This is a genomic window from Inhella sp., from assembly GCF_027532025.1.
Classification (GTDB): domain Bacteria; phylum Pseudomonadota; class Gammaproteobacteria; order Burkholderiales; family Burkholderiaceae_C; genus Inhella.
Genome location: NZ_JAPZSY010000085.1, coordinates 1 through 13125, shown reverse-complemented (window position 1 = coordinate 13125; position 13125 = coordinate 1). Strand labels below are relative to the sequence as shown.

Here is a 13125-nt window from a genome sequence, read left to right as displayed (position 1 = left end):
AGGTCGATGGCCTTGTCGGGCAGGAAGCGGTCGGTGATGTAGCGGTGGCTCAGCTCGGCCGCGGCCACGATGGCCGGGTCGGTGATCTCGACGCCGTGGTGCACCTCGTACTTCTCTTGCAGGCCGCGCAGGATGGCCACCGTGGCTTCGACACTGGGCTCGTCCACCAGCACCTTCTGGAAGCGGCGCTCCAGCGCGGCGTCTTTCTCGACGTGCTTGCGGTACTCGTCCAGGGTGGTGGCACCGATGCAATGCAACTCGCCACGGGCCAGCGCGGGCTTGAGCATGTTGCCGGCGTCGATGGCGCCTTCGGCCTTGCCGGCGCCCACCATGGTGTGAATCTCGTCGATGAAGAGGATCACGCGGCCGGCCTCGGCGGTCACCTCTTTGAGCACGGCCTTCAGGCGTTCTTCGAACTCACCGCGGAACTTGGCGCCGGCCAACAGACCCGCCATGTCCAGCACCAGCACGCGCTTGTCCTTGAGGCTGTCGGGCACTTCGCCCGCGACGATGCGCTGGGCCAGCCCTTCGACGATGGCCGTCTTGCCCACGCCGGGCTCACCGATGAGCACGGGGTTGTTCTTGCTGCGGCGCTGCAGCACTTGGATGGCGCGGCGGATCTCGTCGTCGCGGCCGATCACCGGGTCGAGCTTGCCCTGGGCGGCTCGCTCAGTCAGGTCCAGCGTGTACTTTTTCAGCGCCTCGCGCTGGCCTTCGGCTTCGGGGTTGTCCACCTTCTCGCCGCCGCGCACCGCCTTCAGCGCGGCTTCCAGCGCCGCTCGGTTCAGTCCGTGCTGTCGGGCCACACCGGCCAAGTCGCTCTTGGCGTCGGCCAGGGCCAGCAGCACCATCTCGCTGGCGATGAACTGGTCGCCGCGCTTGCTGGCTTCGCGCTCGGCGGCTTGCAGCAAGGCGATGAACTCGCGGCCCGGCTGCACCGCTTGGTCGCTGCCCTGCACTTCGGGCAGCGCGTCCACTTGGGCGTCGACGGCCGCTTTCAGCGTGGGCGCGCGCACGCCGGCCCGCTCCAGCAAAGCACGGGGGCCATCGGACTGGGCGAGCATGGCGGCCAGCAAATGCGCCGGCTCCAGGTAGGGGTTGCCGCGCGTGACGGCCAGGCTCTGGGCATCGGCCAGGGCCTCTTGCAAACGGGTGGTGAACTTGTCAGGGCGCATGAAAAGCCTCCTTGGGTTCCGTCCCAAGTGGGCCCCGAGCTTGGCATTTCAAGGCCGCGGCGTTTTGCGCTGGGTCAAAGGCTTCGCGCCACCCAGACCCCCGCGGCCGCAGCGCCCAAGGCCCCCAGCACGTGGGCGAGGCTGTGCACCAGAGCCCAGGCCCAGGCGCCGCGCATCAGCAGGCCAAGGCTCTCGCCAGAAAACGCGGAGAAGGTCGTCAGCCCCCCCAAAAAGCCCGTCACCAGCAGCAAGCGCCACAGTTGTTGGTCGGGGCGGTCCAGCAACACGAGCGCCAGCCCGATCAGAAAGCCCCCCACGACGTTGACCGCCAGCGTGCCCAGCGGTAAGCCCACCCAGCGGGGGTTGAGCCACACGCCCGCTTGCCAGCGCACCAAGGCCCCGGCGGCAGCCCCCAGGGCAACGGCCAGCGCGGGGTTCATGCGGCGTTCCGGGCTGCCACGCCCCAGCGGGCCAGGGCGGCGTCGTCGGCCTCGCGGGCATCCACCCACTGGGCACCATGCAAGCCGTGCTCTTTCTTCCAGAACGGCGCTTGGGTCTTGAGGTAATCGATGAGGAAGGCGCAGCCGTCCAAAGCGGCTTGGCGGTGCGCGCTGTGGGTCAGCACCAGCACGATGGGTTCGCCCACCATCAGGCGACCCACCCGGTGCCACACACTCGCCTGGCTCAGACCGAATCGGTCGCGGGCCTGCGCCACCATGCGCTCGATGGCCGACTCCGTCATGCCAGGGTAGTGCTCCAACTCCAGGGCTTGCAAGCCGCCCTGCGGCGCGTCGCGAACGATGCCCAAGAAACTGGCCACCGCGCCCACCTCGGGCCCGGCCTGCAGGGCGAAAGCGGCGTTCAGGTCCAGCGGCGTGGCTTGGATCACGACAGGCGGCAAGGTCATCGAGAAATTGTGGCACCCGCTCTTTCAAGCCGGGCGCAAAATGAGCCGAACCCTTCGGTAGTGCCTGTGAAGGACGCCCCCATGCCCAAACCCTCTCTTGCCCTGATCCGCTACGCCCGCGAACACCGCGACCCCCGCAACATCGCCCTGCACTGCTGGGGCGTGCCCATGGTGTGGCTGGGCCTGGCTGGGGTGCTGGTGGAGCGCATGGACCCGCTGCCCTGGGCCTTGCTGCTGACCGGCAGCCTGCTGCAAGCCTTGGGTCATGTGTACGAAGGCCGCCGACCCACGCAAGGCTGGGCCGGTTGGCTCATGGCACCCTGGTTCGTGGGCCTTCAGGGTCTGAACGGGCTGGGTGTGGGCCACGCCCATTGGGCAGCCCTGGAGATGCACGCCGGCCCGCGCCGCATGCGCGACTTGGCGCTGTGAGCGCCTCCGCTCACGTGGCCTTGGAAATCGTGATCGTCGGGAACTTGGCCGCGTAGTCCTTGGCCAAGCGGCCCACGGCCACCGCGCTTTGGCGCGCCAGGGCTTTGTACAGCAGGGCCGCCGCGCCCTCGGGCTCGGCCACCACGGGCGGCGTGCCGGCGTCGCTTTGCTCGCGGATGCTGCGCTGCAGGGGCAGCGCGCCCAGGTAGGCCAGGCCCAACTCGGCGGCCATGGTTTTGCCACCGTCAGCCCCAAAGATGGCTTCGCTGTGCCCACAGTTCGGGCAGCAGTACATGGCCATGTTCTCCACCAAGCCGAGAATGGGCACGCCCACCTTCTCGAACATCTTGATGGCCTTCTTGGCGTCGATCAGGGCGATGTCTTGCGGCGTGGTCACGATGAGGGCGCCAGTCACCGGCACGCGCTGGGCCAGGGTCAGCTGGATGTCGCCGGTGCCCGGTGGCAAGTCCACCACGAGGTAGTCCAGGTCCTGCCAGTTCGTTTGGCGCAGCAGCTGCTCCAGCGCACCGGTGGCCATGGGGCCGCGCCAGACCATGGCCTGGTCTTCTGGCACCAGGAAGCCGATGCTCATCACCTGCACGCCGTGGGCGATCAGGGGCTCCATGGTCTTGCCATCGGCACTTTCGGGCCGCTGGCCGGGCACGCCCATCATCAGAGGCACGCTGGGGCCGTAGATGTCGGCGTCCAGCAGGCCCACGCGGGCGCCTTCGGCCTGCAGGGCCAGGGCCAGGTTGGCGGCGGTGGTGCTTTTGCCCACGCCACCCTTGCCCGAGGCCACCGCAATCAGGTTCTTCACGCCCGGCAGCGGCTGCAGGCCGCGTTGCACGGCGTGGGCCACGATCTTTTGCGTCACGCTGACGCGCACGGGCCCCAGGCCTTGGGCGTTCAGCGCGTCGGCCAATCCAGCGGCCAAGGTGGCGTGCTGACTGCGGGCCGGGTAGGCCAATTCGAGCGCCAGTTCCACCCCCCCATCCCCCGCCAGGGCCGCCGACCGGACCTGCTGGCTGGCCGACCAACTTTGACCCGAAAGGGGGTCGATCAAGGTCGTCAGGGCTTGCTGAATGGCATCAATGCGGGCGCTGCTCATGGGGCACTTTCATCGAGGGGGCGGCAGTGTAGGCGGCCCGGCGTCGCCCCCATCGCACCAGGCCATTTTGAACACAACGTCAGCAATTCCTGACATTTTGATTGACAAGCATTGCTATATGAATCATTTGTTGCGCTTCCGCTTGACGCCAGCCCTCGCGACACTGACTTCATCGCAGCAAGCCCAGAGTCCACTGCCATGAACCGCACCGCCCCCACCGCCGCCCAAGCCGCCCTGACCACCACCTTCGTCAGCGTCGACGACATGGTCCAAATCGTCCAGCGCAAAGGGCTGACCGCCTGCTTGGTGGGCGTGGCCGATCGCATCGAGCAAGAGTTCCTGCGCTGGGAGGCCTTCGACAAGAGCGCTCGCCTGGCCTTCCATTCGACCGACGGCGTGGTGGAACTGATGCCCATCGCCGACGACCGCCAGTTCAGCTTCAAGTACGTCAACGGCCACCCGAAGAACACCCGCTTCGGCCTGCCCACGGTGATGGCCTTCGGCCTGATCGCCGACGTGGACACTGGCGCGCCTCGCTTTCTGAGCGAGCTGACGCTGACCACCGCCATTCGCACCGCGGCCATGTCGGCCCTGGCCGCCAAGAAGCTGGCCCGCTCGAACAGCCGCACCATGGCCCTGATCGGCAACGGCGCGCAAAGCGAGTTCCAGGCCCTGGCCTTCCGGGACATCGTGGGCATCGACACCCTGCACCTGTTCGACGTGGACCCCACCGCCACCGCCAAGCTGGTGAGCAATCTGCAAGGCCAAGGCCTGACGCTGAAGGTCTTCGCCAGCACCGCCGAAGCGGTGAAGGGCGTGGACATCATCACCACGGTGACGGCCGACAAGACCAACGCCACCATCATCACGCCCGAGATGATCGAGCCCGGCATGCACGTCAACGGCGTGGGCGGCGACTGCCCCGGCAAGACCGAGTTGCACCGCGGCGTGCTGGAACTGGGCGCGGTGTTCTGCGAGTTCGAGCCGCAGTCGCGCATCGAAGGCGACATGCAGCAAATGCCGGCCGACTTCCCCGTGACCGAGTTCTGGCGCGTGCTGGCTGGCCAAGCCGCCGGGCGCGTGAGTGCCGAGCAGGTGACGGTGTTCGACTCGGTGGGCTTTGCGCTGGAAGACTTCGCCGCCCTGGCCTTCATGCAAGACGCCGCCCGCGATCTGGGCATCGGTCAGCCCATCGAGCTGGTGCCCGTGCAAGACGATCCGAAGAACCTGTTCGGCCTGCTGCGCACGCAGCCCACGGCCAAGGTGTTGCCGCTGGCGGCCACCCAAGGCGCGAAACACGCCGCCTGATCGGCCGGCGACGAACGGTGTCAACGACGGGCCGCGAGGCCCGTTGTCGCTTCACCGGCCCGGTGGTCGGTTTGGAGTTTGATGTGAATGCCGTTCAAACCGCCCTGCGTGGCACGGTGCTGTTGGCCTTGGCCAGCACGCTGACCGGGTGCATCGTGCTGCCCGTTGAGCGCCCCTACCCGGTGCGGGCCCATGTGGTGGTGCCCCTGCGCGTCGAGCCGCCGCCCCCGCGTTGGCACGACGACCGCCGCTGGCGCCGCGAGCGCCGAGATCGGTACGACGACGACAGCGGCCCGCGCCGCTGGTGATCAAGCGCAGGCTGCGCCGCCGGTGCGAGACCGGAGCGCCGCCGCCAGGGGGGCGTCCATGGCGTCCACGTGCTGGGGGAACCACTCCGCCAGCGCCGGCATCAAGCGGTGCAGCGGGTCGGTGTCGAGCTTTTCGGTGACGTGCTTGCGCACCTCCCGCATCAGTTCCAACACCATGGCGTGCTGCCGCGTGTGGCAGTTCTCGGGGGCGTAGCCCAGGGCGGCCATCTGGGCGTCTTCCAGGCCGAAGTGCGCCTCGGTGTGGGCGATGAGCTCGTCCAACCCCCGCAAGCCATCGCCGCCAGCCTCCAAGCGCTCGGCCAATGCGTTGAGGTGCTCGATGAACTCGGCGTGGGTGCGGTCCATCACCTCGTGCTGCAGGGCGATGCCCTCGGACCCTGAGATCAGTGCCATGGAATGAGCCTAGCGCCTTGGCGCCCGGAAGGCCTTGGCTTGGGTCAAGTCAGCGGAACGTGGCCAGCAGGATGTTGGTTTCGGTGTTGGCGATGCCCTTGATGAGGCGAATGCGCTCCAGCACCTTGCTCAGCTCCCCCATGCTCTCGGCGCGCAACTCGGCCAGCAGGTCCCAGCGGCCGTTGGTGTCGTGCAGGGCCTCCACGCCGGGCTCGCCCAGCAGGCTGGCGGTGACGGCGCGGGTCTGGTTGCCTTCCACCAGCACGCCCATCCAGGCGCGGATGTGCGTGGGCTCGGCGTCGGGCTTGAGGCGCACGGTGTAGCCGACGATGACCTGCTCGTCCTCGAGCTTGCGCAGGCGGTTGGTGACGGTGCCGCGGCTGACGCCCAGCTTGGCGGCGAGCGTCGCCACGCTCATGCGGGCATCCTGGCGCAGCAGGGAGATCAGTCGGCGGTCGGTGTCGTCCATGGCGGGGGGTCAACGAAAGCGGTCGATCTCGCGGGCCAGGTAGAACCACTCGTTCCCGGCTTGCGCCCTGGCGTTGGGGAAGACGATGCAGCCGCTCCAGTCGCCGCTCGGGGCGTGCACCGGCTCGCCGCTGGCCCGGTGGCCGATGAGCTGGCCGGGTTGCAGGCGATCAAAGCTGGTCCAGGGCCGGACGAAGGCGTCGTCGACGTGCTGCTTGTCTTCCACGTGGTGCAGGCGCAGGCCGGCCATGGATTGCACGGGCGGCGCTTCGCCCTCGATCAGCCCGAAGTGCACCAAGGTGTTGACGATGGCGCGGTAGGCCACCTCGGGGCCGGCGGGGTCCTCGTGCTGACCGCACTCCAGCGTGAGGGCCATGCCGCCGGTGCGACGCATCCACTCGGTGGTGCCCACGCCGTAGCTTTCGTCCACGTCCACCGCGCTGCCCACGGCGGTGCCCTTGATGCGGGCGCGGCGCTGGGCCACGCCGCCGGCATAGGTGTCCAGCCAGCCGTCCACGCCGCGTTGCACGCCCAGCACCTTGGCCCAAGCCTGTTCTTGGGCGCTTTGGCTGAAGGGCTGCAGCGGGCCGCCGTTGTCCAGTGGGCCCACCATCACGAAGGGCTGGCCCTGGGCTTGGAAGCTGTGCAGATCGAGCAAGGCCTGGTGCTCGGCCATCAGGGGGCACAGCCAGTTGGCGATGTGGTCTTCGAACTCTTGCGGTGCGCTCGTGGGCTGCAGGCGGCGGTTGAGGTTGCGATCGCCGTTGCGCTGCTTGCGCTCGTAGGCCAGCGGGTTGGTGATGGGCACGAAGCTCACCAAACCGCGCCGAAGTCGGCGCTCGTCGCGCTCGAACTCGGCCACCAGGCGGCGGATGGCCTGGGTGCCGCAGACCTCGTTGCCGTGGACGGCGCCGGTGACGAGCAAACGCGGCCCGGGCTCGGCGGCGCTGAACTGGATGCGCTGGAAGGAATGCATGGGCCGTCAGTGTGCCAGCGGCGGCTTCGCGAACCCCATAGGGGTGGGTTATGGGGGCTGCGGCCCCTTTCATTGGCTGGGGATTGGGGGGCTGGCTTAGCCTGTCGGTCGACAAAGGCAGAAACTCAGCGCATGCAACAAGAGGTGGTGGTGATCGGGGGGGGCATCGTGGGCGTGACCACGGCTTGGGCCTTGTTGGAGGCCGGCCACCGAGTCACCCTGGTGGAACGCGCCCCTGTGCTGGCCTCGGGGGCCAGCCACGCCAATGGCGGTCAGCTGAGCTATCGCTACGTGTCGCCCCTGGCGGATGAGGGCGTGCCGCTGAAGGCCCTGAAATGGCTGCTGGACCCCGACGGCCCCTTGCGTTTCCGCCTGGAGGCCGACCCGCACCAGTGGGGCTGGATGGCCAGCTTCCTGGGCAAGTGCCGGGCCCAAGTGAACCGCGTCACCACGCAGCGCCTGTTGGCCCTCGGCGCCTTCAGCCAGCGCACGTTCGCGGCCTGGGGCGACGCCGGGCTGCTGGACGACGTGCACCTGCGCAGTCCCGGCAAGCTGGTGATTTACCGGCACGCGGCCGAGTTCGCCCGGGTGCGCGCCAAGCTCGCGGCCGGCGGCCCCGAGCGGGCGCTGGACGCGGCCGAGTGCATCGCCCTGGAGCCCGCGCTGTCGCAAAACACCCTGCCCTTGGCCGGCGGCATCTTCACCGAAGGGGAAGCGGTGGCCGACTGCCAACGGGTGTGCCAACGCCTGGGCCAGCGCCTGCGCGAGCATCCGGGGTTTCAAGGTCTGCTGCACGACGAGGTCCTGGGCTTCGAGCTAGAACAAGGTCGCGCGCGGGGCGTGCGCCTGCGCAGCGGCGTGATCGGGGGCGATGCCTTCGTGATTTCGGCCGGCTTGAACAGCCGCGAGCTGGCCCAAGGGCTGGGCATGAGCCTGCCGCTTTACCCGCTGAAGGGCTACAGCCTGACCGCGCCCATCGGCGCCGAGCACCTTGCGCCCGAAGTGAGCGTGACCGATTTCGAGAAGAAGATCCTCTACGCCCGCATCGGCCAGGAGCTGCGCATCGCCGCCATGGTGGACCTGGTGGGCAGCGACGAGCGCATCAACCCGCGCCGCATCGCCTCGCTGCAGCGCTGGGTGGCCGCCACCTTTCCCCATGCGGCTGACCACACCCGGGCCCGCGCCTGGGCTGGCCTGCGGCCGGCCACCCCCAGCGGGGCGCCCATCGTGGGGGCCACGCCCACGCCCGGCGTGTGGCTCAACGTGGGCCATGGCGCGCTGGGCTTCACCTTCAGCTTCGCCACCGCGGCCATCACCGCGGCCCTGGTGTCGGGACGCGAATCGCCCCTGCCCCTGGATGGCTTGACCTGGCCCACCGCGTGACACTGCGGCCATGCCGCTAACCGCCGACACCCTCGCCCAGGCCCTGCACGCCGCGGTGCAAGCCCAAGCGCTGCACCGCAGCGCCGACGCCCTGCGCGGCGGCCAAGCCCTGGCTCAGCCGCCCAGCCTCGACCTCGCGGTGGTGGCCTTTCGGGCCGATGGCAGCCCGGTTGGCGCCAACGTGCTGTGGTCGCGCGAGCACCCCGACGGCCACGTGGCCACGTTGCCGGCCGATTTCGGGCCGGTGCAAGGCATCCGCTTCGATGCCGATCGCCAAGACGCCGACGGCAACTCCATGGCCTGGTGGCCCGACACCGACTGGGCCGCTCTCTCTTGGGAGCCGCTATGGGGCGACGGCCCCGTCCGTTTCGTGGCGCCCTACCCCGCCTCGGTGCTCAAACTGCAGGTGGCGGTCGGCGTGGCGCTGCAACTGGACCCGGCCGACGGCGCGCGCCGCTGGACGCATCAGGGCCGGGAGCGCGCCTTGCGCGACTGGTTGTTCGACATGCTCGCCGTGAGCTGCAACACCAGCACCTCGGCCCTCGTGTCTTGGCTGCACGCCCACGGGGCCTTGCGCGCCGACGGCGACGACGCCCTGCACCGCCTATGGGCCGCGCTGGAATTGCCCACCCTGAGACTGCTGGGCACGCAGCCCGATGGCGGCTGGGGCAATGCCGCCGGGGCGGGGGTGGGTCGCATCCAAATGACCGCCTGGGACACCGTGCGCCTGCTGTGGTGGCTGGACCCCGACGCGCCACCACCGCCTTGGCTGCCGCCGGCAGCGCCCCGTCTGCCCGAACCCCAGCGACAAACCGTGCTGCGCGGACTGCGCGAGCAGGGGCTGGACATCGTGCTCAGCAGCGGCACCCTGGCCGGGCTGCCGGGCTGGGTCGAGGGCATCCCCGCGCGGGTGCAAGCCGGCTGGCTCCAGGCCGATGGACGCTGGCTGGCCGACGAACGCGAATACCCCGCCGCCACCGGCCCACGCACGCAAACCGTGCGCTTCGCGCACAAGATCGGCAACACCGAGAACTACGCGGCCGACGCTGGCATCGTGCAGTCGCTCGCGCCCGGCGGCCGCCATTACCTGATCGCCTTGTTCAGCAACTTGGGCCAGCGTTACGCGCCGCACCCGCTGGCCGCCGGCCCCTGGGGCTTGCCCGCGCTGGGCGCCGCCATCGATGCCTTCTTGGGTGAGCACCTGGGATGAAAACGCCCCTGATCCCCCCGCTGCCGGCCTCGGCCTGCCTCGGGGTCATCGCCCCGGCGGGGCCACCCAAAGCTGGCGTGCTGGCCCAGGTAGCGCCCCTGCTGAAGCGATGGGGCTTCATGGCCAAGCGCTTCCCTGGTTGTGATGGCCCCGCGCACCTCGGACACCTGGCCGCCAGCGACGAGCAACGCTTGGCCGACCTGCACGCGGCACTGGCCGACCCCGAGGTGGACGCCTTGCTGTGCCTGCGCGGCGGCTACGGGTGTCTGCGCATCGGCGACCGCGTGGACCTCGAGCTCGTGCGCCGCGCCGCCAAACCCCTGATCGGCTACAGCGACATCACCACCCTGCACGGCCTGTGGGCGCGCGCGGGAGTGCCTGCCTGGCACGCGCCCATGCCGGCGTCCGACTGGGTGCGCGACGGCGGCTGGCCCGATGCCGAACACCTGGCCGCCGCCCTGCGGCGCGGCGTCTGGGCCGGCGATGTGCAACACGCCCCGGGCCCCTGCCACCCGCTCGACCATGGCGGGTGCGCCAAGGGCCGCTTGCTGGGCGGCAACCTGTCGGTCATCGCCAGCGGCCTGCACACCCCCGCCGACCCCGATTGGCGCGGCGCCGTGCTCTTCTTGGAAGACGTGGCCGAAGACCCCTACCGCTTGGACCGCTACCTGACACAGTTGCGCTTGGCCGGCGTGCTGGATGCCGTCAGCGGCTTCGTGCTGGGCGGTTTCAGCGAGGCCGACAGCCCCGACGCCGTGCTGGCCGATGCCCTTCACCCCTTGGGCAAGCCGGTGCTGGCCGGTTGGCCGGCCGGCCACATCGTGCCCCACTGGGCGCTGCCCCTGGGGCTGCCGGTGCAACTGGACGTGGCCCAGCGGCAACTGCGCTGGCTCTGAACGTCGGCGCGAGGGGCGCCACGGGCGCGATCGGGGTCGATCGCGGAGGGGCCGTCACAAAACCCCAGCGCCAGGCCTCTAAGGAGGGGTCCCCTTCAAAACCCAGGATGCCCCATGCCCGCCACCAGCCCGACCTCACCCACCCCGCCCGTCGCCTCCCGCTTTGCCTTCGCGGGCTTTTGGTTGGCCTCGGCCATGGCCACGCTGATGTTCGTCAACGCGGCGCGGGCTTGGCTCGACCCCAGCGCCTTTGCCATCTACATGGGCCTGCCCTTGCACAGCGCCGCGGACGCGGCCTGGGTGCAGGTGTACGGGCTGCGCGCTTTGTTCATCGGCTTGACCGTCAGCGTCTTGCTGCTGCGCGAGGACGCCTCCACCCTGAAGTGGCTGGCCGGCCTGGCCTTGGTGATGTCCTTGGGCGATGCGGCCCTGGTGCATGCCCGCGGCGGCCCCGAAGCACTGCGCCACCTCGCCATCTCGGGTGTGCTGATCGCAGCGGCCGTCGCCTTGAACCGCTGGGACCGCGCTCAGCACCTCGCGGGCCGTGGGGCTTGAGTGGGCCTGGCGCCGCCGCCGTCGCACCATGCTCAGCAACGTTCAGACCCACCCCCTGAGCTTCCGTGCCGCCGATGGCACACCGTTGGCGGGCACGCTGTTCATGCCAACGCACCCCGCGCGCCCGCCCGTGCTCATCGCCGGGGCCCTGGCAGTGCCTCAGCGCTTTTATGCGCCGTTTGCGCAATGGTTGGCCGCGCAGGGCCATGGTGTGCTGAGCTTCGACGTTCGCGGCATCGGTGCCTCTCGGCGCCCGGAGCACCGACGCTCGCTGCGTGGCTTGAACGCCGACCTCATCACCTGGGCGCAGCAAGACTTCACGGCAGCCGTGGAGACGCTGGCCCGGCAGACCGCCAGCCCGTCGGTGCTGGTGCTGGGGCACAGCCTGGGCGCGCACCATGCCGGAATGACGCTGCCCGGCACGCAAGCGCGCATCGCCCTGCTCTTGTCGGTGGCTGCGGGGGCGAGCGGGTGGCGCAGTTGGGCCGCACCCTCTCGGCGCCGTGCCCCTTGGATGCTCCATGTCGCCGGCCCCTTGCTGACGCCCCTGCTGGGCTACTTCCCGGGCCGGCGGCTGGGCATGGTGGGCGACCTGCCCGGCCCAGTCATGCGGCAGTGGAGCCGCTGGTGCCGTCACCCCGGCTTTGCCGCAGGCGCCGACCCAGCGCTGGTGCTCGGCGCCCTGCACGCCGCTCGGTTCCCGATCACCGCGGTGAGCTTCACCGACGACGAAGCCATGACCGAAGACTGCACCCAACGCTTGCTGGCCTCCATGCCGCATGCGCCGTCGGTGTTGCGGCGCGTGCGGCCGCAAGACCTTGGTCTGTCCTCCATCGGCCACTTGGGCGCGTTCCGAGCCTCCGCCCAAGCCTCGCTGTGGCCCTGCATGGCAGCCTGGCTGAGCACGGAGTGAACGCCCCGGGCCGGTGCCTTCCTACACTGCCGCCCCATGCAAGCCTTGCTCGACACCATCGCCACGATGGCCCGGCCGCTGCAAGCCCAACGGGTGTTTCATGGGCGCGGCTGCCTGCACCCGGGCTGCGACGCCTGGACGTTGGACGCCTACCCGCCCTGCTGGCTGCTGACCCGCTTCCAGCCGGTCAGCGAAACCGATCTGGCCACCGTGCACACGGCCCTGGCCGCGCGCTGGGCCGAGGTGGCCCCGGGCGAGGCGCTGAACCTGGTGCTGCAAGTGCGCGACGAGGGCCAGGTCGACACGCGCGTGCTGGCCGGCGCCGTGCCCGACCCGCACGAGGTGCAAGAAGCCGACACGCGCTACCGGGTGCACCTGCTGCGCGGCCAGAACCATGGCCTGTTTCTGGACATGGCCGAGGGCCGCCAATGGGTGCGGCAGCACTGCGCCGCGCACCCCGGGCTGAAGGTGTTGAACCTGTTCGCCTACACCTGCGCCTTCTCGGTGGTGGCCTTGCAGGCGGGTGCGTCCCAGGTGGTGAACGTGGACATGAGCCCCGGCGCCCTGGCCATCGGCCGGCAAAACCATGCGTTGAACGGCGTGGCGCGCGGTGCCAGCTTCCTGGCGCACGACGTCTTCCACTCCTGGGGCAAGCTGACGCGCGGCGGGCCTTACGGGCTGGTGATCCTCGACCCCCCCAGCTTTCAAAAAGGCAGCTTCGTCGCCACCAAAGACTACGCTCGGCTGGTACGCCGTTTGCCCAGCCTGCTGGCACCGGGCGGGCATGCGCTGCTGTGCCTGAACACCCCCAAGCTGCCGGAGGCCTTCCTTCGCGACGTGCTGGCCACCGAAGCGCCCGCGCTGCGCTGCCTGGGGCGGCTTGCCAACCCGGCGGCCTTCGCCGACGCCGACCCCGACCGCGCCCTCAAGGTGCTGCTGGTTCAGGCCTGAGCGAAAAAAAGCCCACCGTTTGCACGGTGGGCTGCGGCCCCCCCAGGGCCTCGAAACGGTGAGTCGACGGGCTCAGAAGTTGTAGCGCACCCGCAGGTTGAAAGAGCGCATGCGCGGGTCGGCC

General features: G+C 69.9%; 16 protein-coding genes. 9 read left to right on the top strand and 7 right to left on the bottom strand.

All coding sequences use genetic code 11. The annotated features are described in order from the left end of the window. The 3 genes from O9335_RS11540 to O9335_RS11530 all read right to left on the bottom strand — a co-directional run. The coding region (locus O9335_RS11540) for a Clp protease N-terminal domain-containing protein (protein WP_298388176.1) at positions 1–1175 on the bottom strand (1175 nt) is incomplete at its 3' end. A 74-nt stretch (positions 1176–1249) separates the two neighbouring features. Beyond that, positions 1250–1615 carry a fluoride efflux transporter CrcB gene (gene crcB / locus O9335_RS11535; protein WP_298388173.1) on the bottom strand — a complete coding sequence of 122 codons (366 nt, stop codon included), beginning with the start codon at positions 1613–1615 and terminating at the stop codon, positions 1250–1252. Next, positions 1612–2082: a molybdenum cofactor biosynthesis protein MoaE gene (locus tag O9335_RS11530; RefSeq protein WP_298388170.1), complete on the bottom strand. Its 471-nt coding sequence runs from the start codon at positions 2080–2082 to the stop codon at positions 1612–1614. The genes crcB and O9335_RS11530 overlap by 4 nt, the downstream gene beginning before the upstream one ends. A gap of 81 nt (positions 2083–2163) precedes the next feature. Here O9335_RS11530 and O9335_RS11525 point away from each other — a divergent pair, with 81 nt between their 5' ends. After that, positions 2164–2511, top strand: a complete 348-nt coding sequence (locus tag O9335_RS11525) for an Mpo1-like protein (protein ID WP_298388167.1) — start codon at positions 2164–2166, stop codon at positions 2509–2511. A gap of 10 nt (positions 2512–2521) precedes the next feature. Here O9335_RS11525 and apbC read toward each other — a convergent pair whose 3' ends face one another. After that, positions 2522–3619: an iron-sulfur cluster carrier protein ApbC gene (apbC, locus tag O9335_RS11520; protein WP_298388164.1), complete on the bottom strand. Its 1098-nt coding sequence runs from the start codon at positions 3617–3619 to the stop codon at positions 2522–2524. 198 nt (positions 3620–3817) lie between these two features. On the opposite strand from apbC, the gene O9335_RS11515 reads away from it, so the two are divergent. Together O9335_RS11515 and O9335_RS11510 are read left to right on the top strand one after the other, a co-directional pair. Next, positions 3818–4927, top strand: a complete 1110-nt coding sequence (locus O9335_RS11515; protein WP_298388161.1) for an ornithine cyclodeaminase — start codon at positions 3818–3820, stop codon at positions 4925–4927. An 83-nt stretch (positions 4928–5010) separates the two neighbouring features. Beyond that, on the top strand, positions 5011–5235 hold the full coding sequence (locus tag O9335_RS11510; RefSeq protein ID WP_298388158.1) for a hypothetical protein: 225 nt from the start codon (positions 5011–5013) through the stop codon (positions 5233–5235). Here O9335_RS11510 and O9335_RS11505 read toward each other — a convergent pair whose 3' ends face one another. From O9335_RS11505 to O9335_RS11495, 3 genes are read right to left on the bottom strand one after another with little or no spacing between them, the layout of a single operon-like run. Next, the gene (locus O9335_RS11505) at positions 5236–5649 is read right to left on the bottom strand and encodes a hemerythrin domain-containing protein (RefSeq protein ID WP_298388155.1); all 414 of its coding nucleotides are present in this window, start codon (positions 5647–5649) and stop codon (positions 5236–5238) included. Between the two features lie 49 nt (positions 5650–5698). Continuing rightward, complete coding sequence (locus tag O9335_RS11500; protein WP_298388152.1) at positions 5699–6118, bottom strand: Lrp/AsnC family transcriptional regulator; 420 nt, start codon at positions 6116–6118, stop codon at positions 5699–5701. Positions 6119–6127: 9 nt separating this feature from the next. Beyond that, positions 6128–7093 (bottom strand): succinylglutamate desuccinylase/aspartoacylase family protein, encoded by a 966-nt coding sequence (locus tag O9335_RS11495; RefSeq protein WP_298388149.1) that lies wholly within the window; start codon positions 7091–7093, stop codon positions 6128–6130. Between O9335_RS11495 and O9335_RS11490 the strand changes: the two genes are divergently transcribed. The 6 genes from O9335_RS11490 (at position 7088) to O9335_RS11465 (ending at position 13001) form a co-directional block, all read left to right on the top strand. Beyond that, positions 7088–8476, top strand: a complete 1389-nt coding sequence (locus O9335_RS11490) for a D-amino acid dehydrogenase (protein ID WP_367185427.1) — start codon at positions 7088–7090, stop codon at positions 8474–8476. The genes O9335_RS11495 and O9335_RS11490 overlap by 6 nt on opposite strands. Positions 8477–8486: 10 nt before the next feature. Next, entirely contained in the window at positions 8487–9686 is a 1200-nt protein-coding gene (locus O9335_RS11485; RefSeq protein WP_298388144.1) for a hypothetical protein, read from the top strand. Then, positions 9683–10582, top strand: a complete 900-nt coding sequence (locus O9335_RS11480; protein ID WP_298388142.1) for an LD-carboxypeptidase — start codon at positions 9683–9685, stop codon at positions 10580–10582. Before O9335_RS11485 ends, O9335_RS11480 begins: the two co-directional genes overlap by 4 nt. Positions 10583–10696: 114 nt before the next feature. Continuing rightward, on the top strand, positions 10697–11137 hold the full coding sequence (locus O9335_RS11475; protein ID WP_298388139.1) for a DUF4267 domain-containing protein: 441 nt from the start codon (positions 10697–10699) through the stop codon (positions 11135–11137). A gap of 28 nt (positions 11138–11165) precedes the next feature. Next, a complete protein-coding gene (locus O9335_RS11470; RefSeq protein ID WP_298388136.1) occupies positions 11166–12050 on the top strand; it encodes an alpha/beta fold hydrolase in 885 nt (294 codons plus the stop codon). A 36-nt stretch (positions 12051–12086) separates the two neighbouring features. Then, positions 12087–13001, top strand: a complete 915-nt coding sequence (locus O9335_RS11465) for a class I SAM-dependent methyltransferase (protein ID WP_298388133.1) — start codon at positions 12087–12089, stop codon at positions 12999–13001. The last annotated feature ends 124 nt before the right edge of the window (positions 13002–13125 follow it).

What these genes read in the sequence shown, in the direction of transcription:
- crcB (WP_298388173.1), bottom strand. Translation starts at nt 1,615, where the DNA reads ATGAACCCCGCGCTGGCCGTTGCCCTGGGGGCTGCCGCCGGGGCCTTG.
- O9335_RS11530 (WP_298388170.1), bottom strand. Translation starts at nt 2,082, where the DNA reads ATGACCTTGCCGCCTGTCGTGATCCAAGCCACGCCGCTGGACCTGAAC.
- O9335_RS11525 (WP_298388167.1), top strand. Translation starts at nt 2,164, where the DNA reads ATGCCCAAACCCTCTCTTGCCCTGATCCGCTACGCCCGCGAACACCGC.
- apbC (WP_298388164.1), bottom strand. Translation starts at nt 3,619, where the DNA reads ATGAGCAGCGCCCGCATTGATGCCATTCAGCAAGCCCTGACGACCTTG.
- O9335_RS11515 (WP_298388161.1), top strand. Translation starts at nt 3,818, where the DNA reads ATGAACCGCACCGCCCCCACCGCCGCCCAAGCCGCCCTGACCACCACC.
- O9335_RS11505 (WP_298388155.1), bottom strand. Translation starts at nt 5,649, where the DNA reads ATGGCACTGATCTCAGGGTCCGAGGGCATCGCCCTGCAGCACGAGGTG.
- O9335_RS11500 (WP_298388152.1), bottom strand. Translation starts at nt 6,118, where the DNA reads ATGGACGACACCGACCGCCGACTGATCTCCCTGCTGCGCCAGGATGCC.
- O9335_RS11490 (WP_367185427.1), top strand. Translation starts at nt 7,088, where the DNA reads ATGCATGGGCCGTCAGTGTGCCAGCGGCGGCTTCGCGAACCCCATAGG.
- O9335_RS11495 (WP_298388149.1), bottom strand. Translation starts at nt 7,093, where the DNA reads ATGCATTCCTTCCAGCGCATCCAGTTCAGCGCCGCCGAGCCCGGGCCG.
- O9335_RS11485 (WP_298388144.1), top strand. Translation starts at nt 8,487, where the DNA reads ATGCCGCTAACCGCCGACACCCTCGCCCAGGCCCTGCACGCCGCGGTG.
- O9335_RS11480 (WP_298388142.1), top strand. Translation starts at nt 9,683, where the DNA reads ATGAAAACGCCCCTGATCCCCCCGCTGCCGGCCTCGGCCTGCCTCGGG.
- O9335_RS11475 (WP_298388139.1), top strand. Translation starts at nt 10,697, where the DNA reads ATGCCCGCCACCAGCCCGACCTCACCCACCCCGCCCGTCGCCTCCCGC.
- O9335_RS11470 (WP_298388136.1), top strand. Translation starts at nt 11,166, where the DNA reads ATGCTCAGCAACGTTCAGACCCACCCCCTGAGCTTCCGTGCCGCCGAT.
- O9335_RS11465 (WP_298388133.1), top strand. Translation starts at nt 12,087, where the DNA reads ATGCAAGCCTTGCTCGACACCATCGCCACGATGGCCCGGCCGCTGCAA.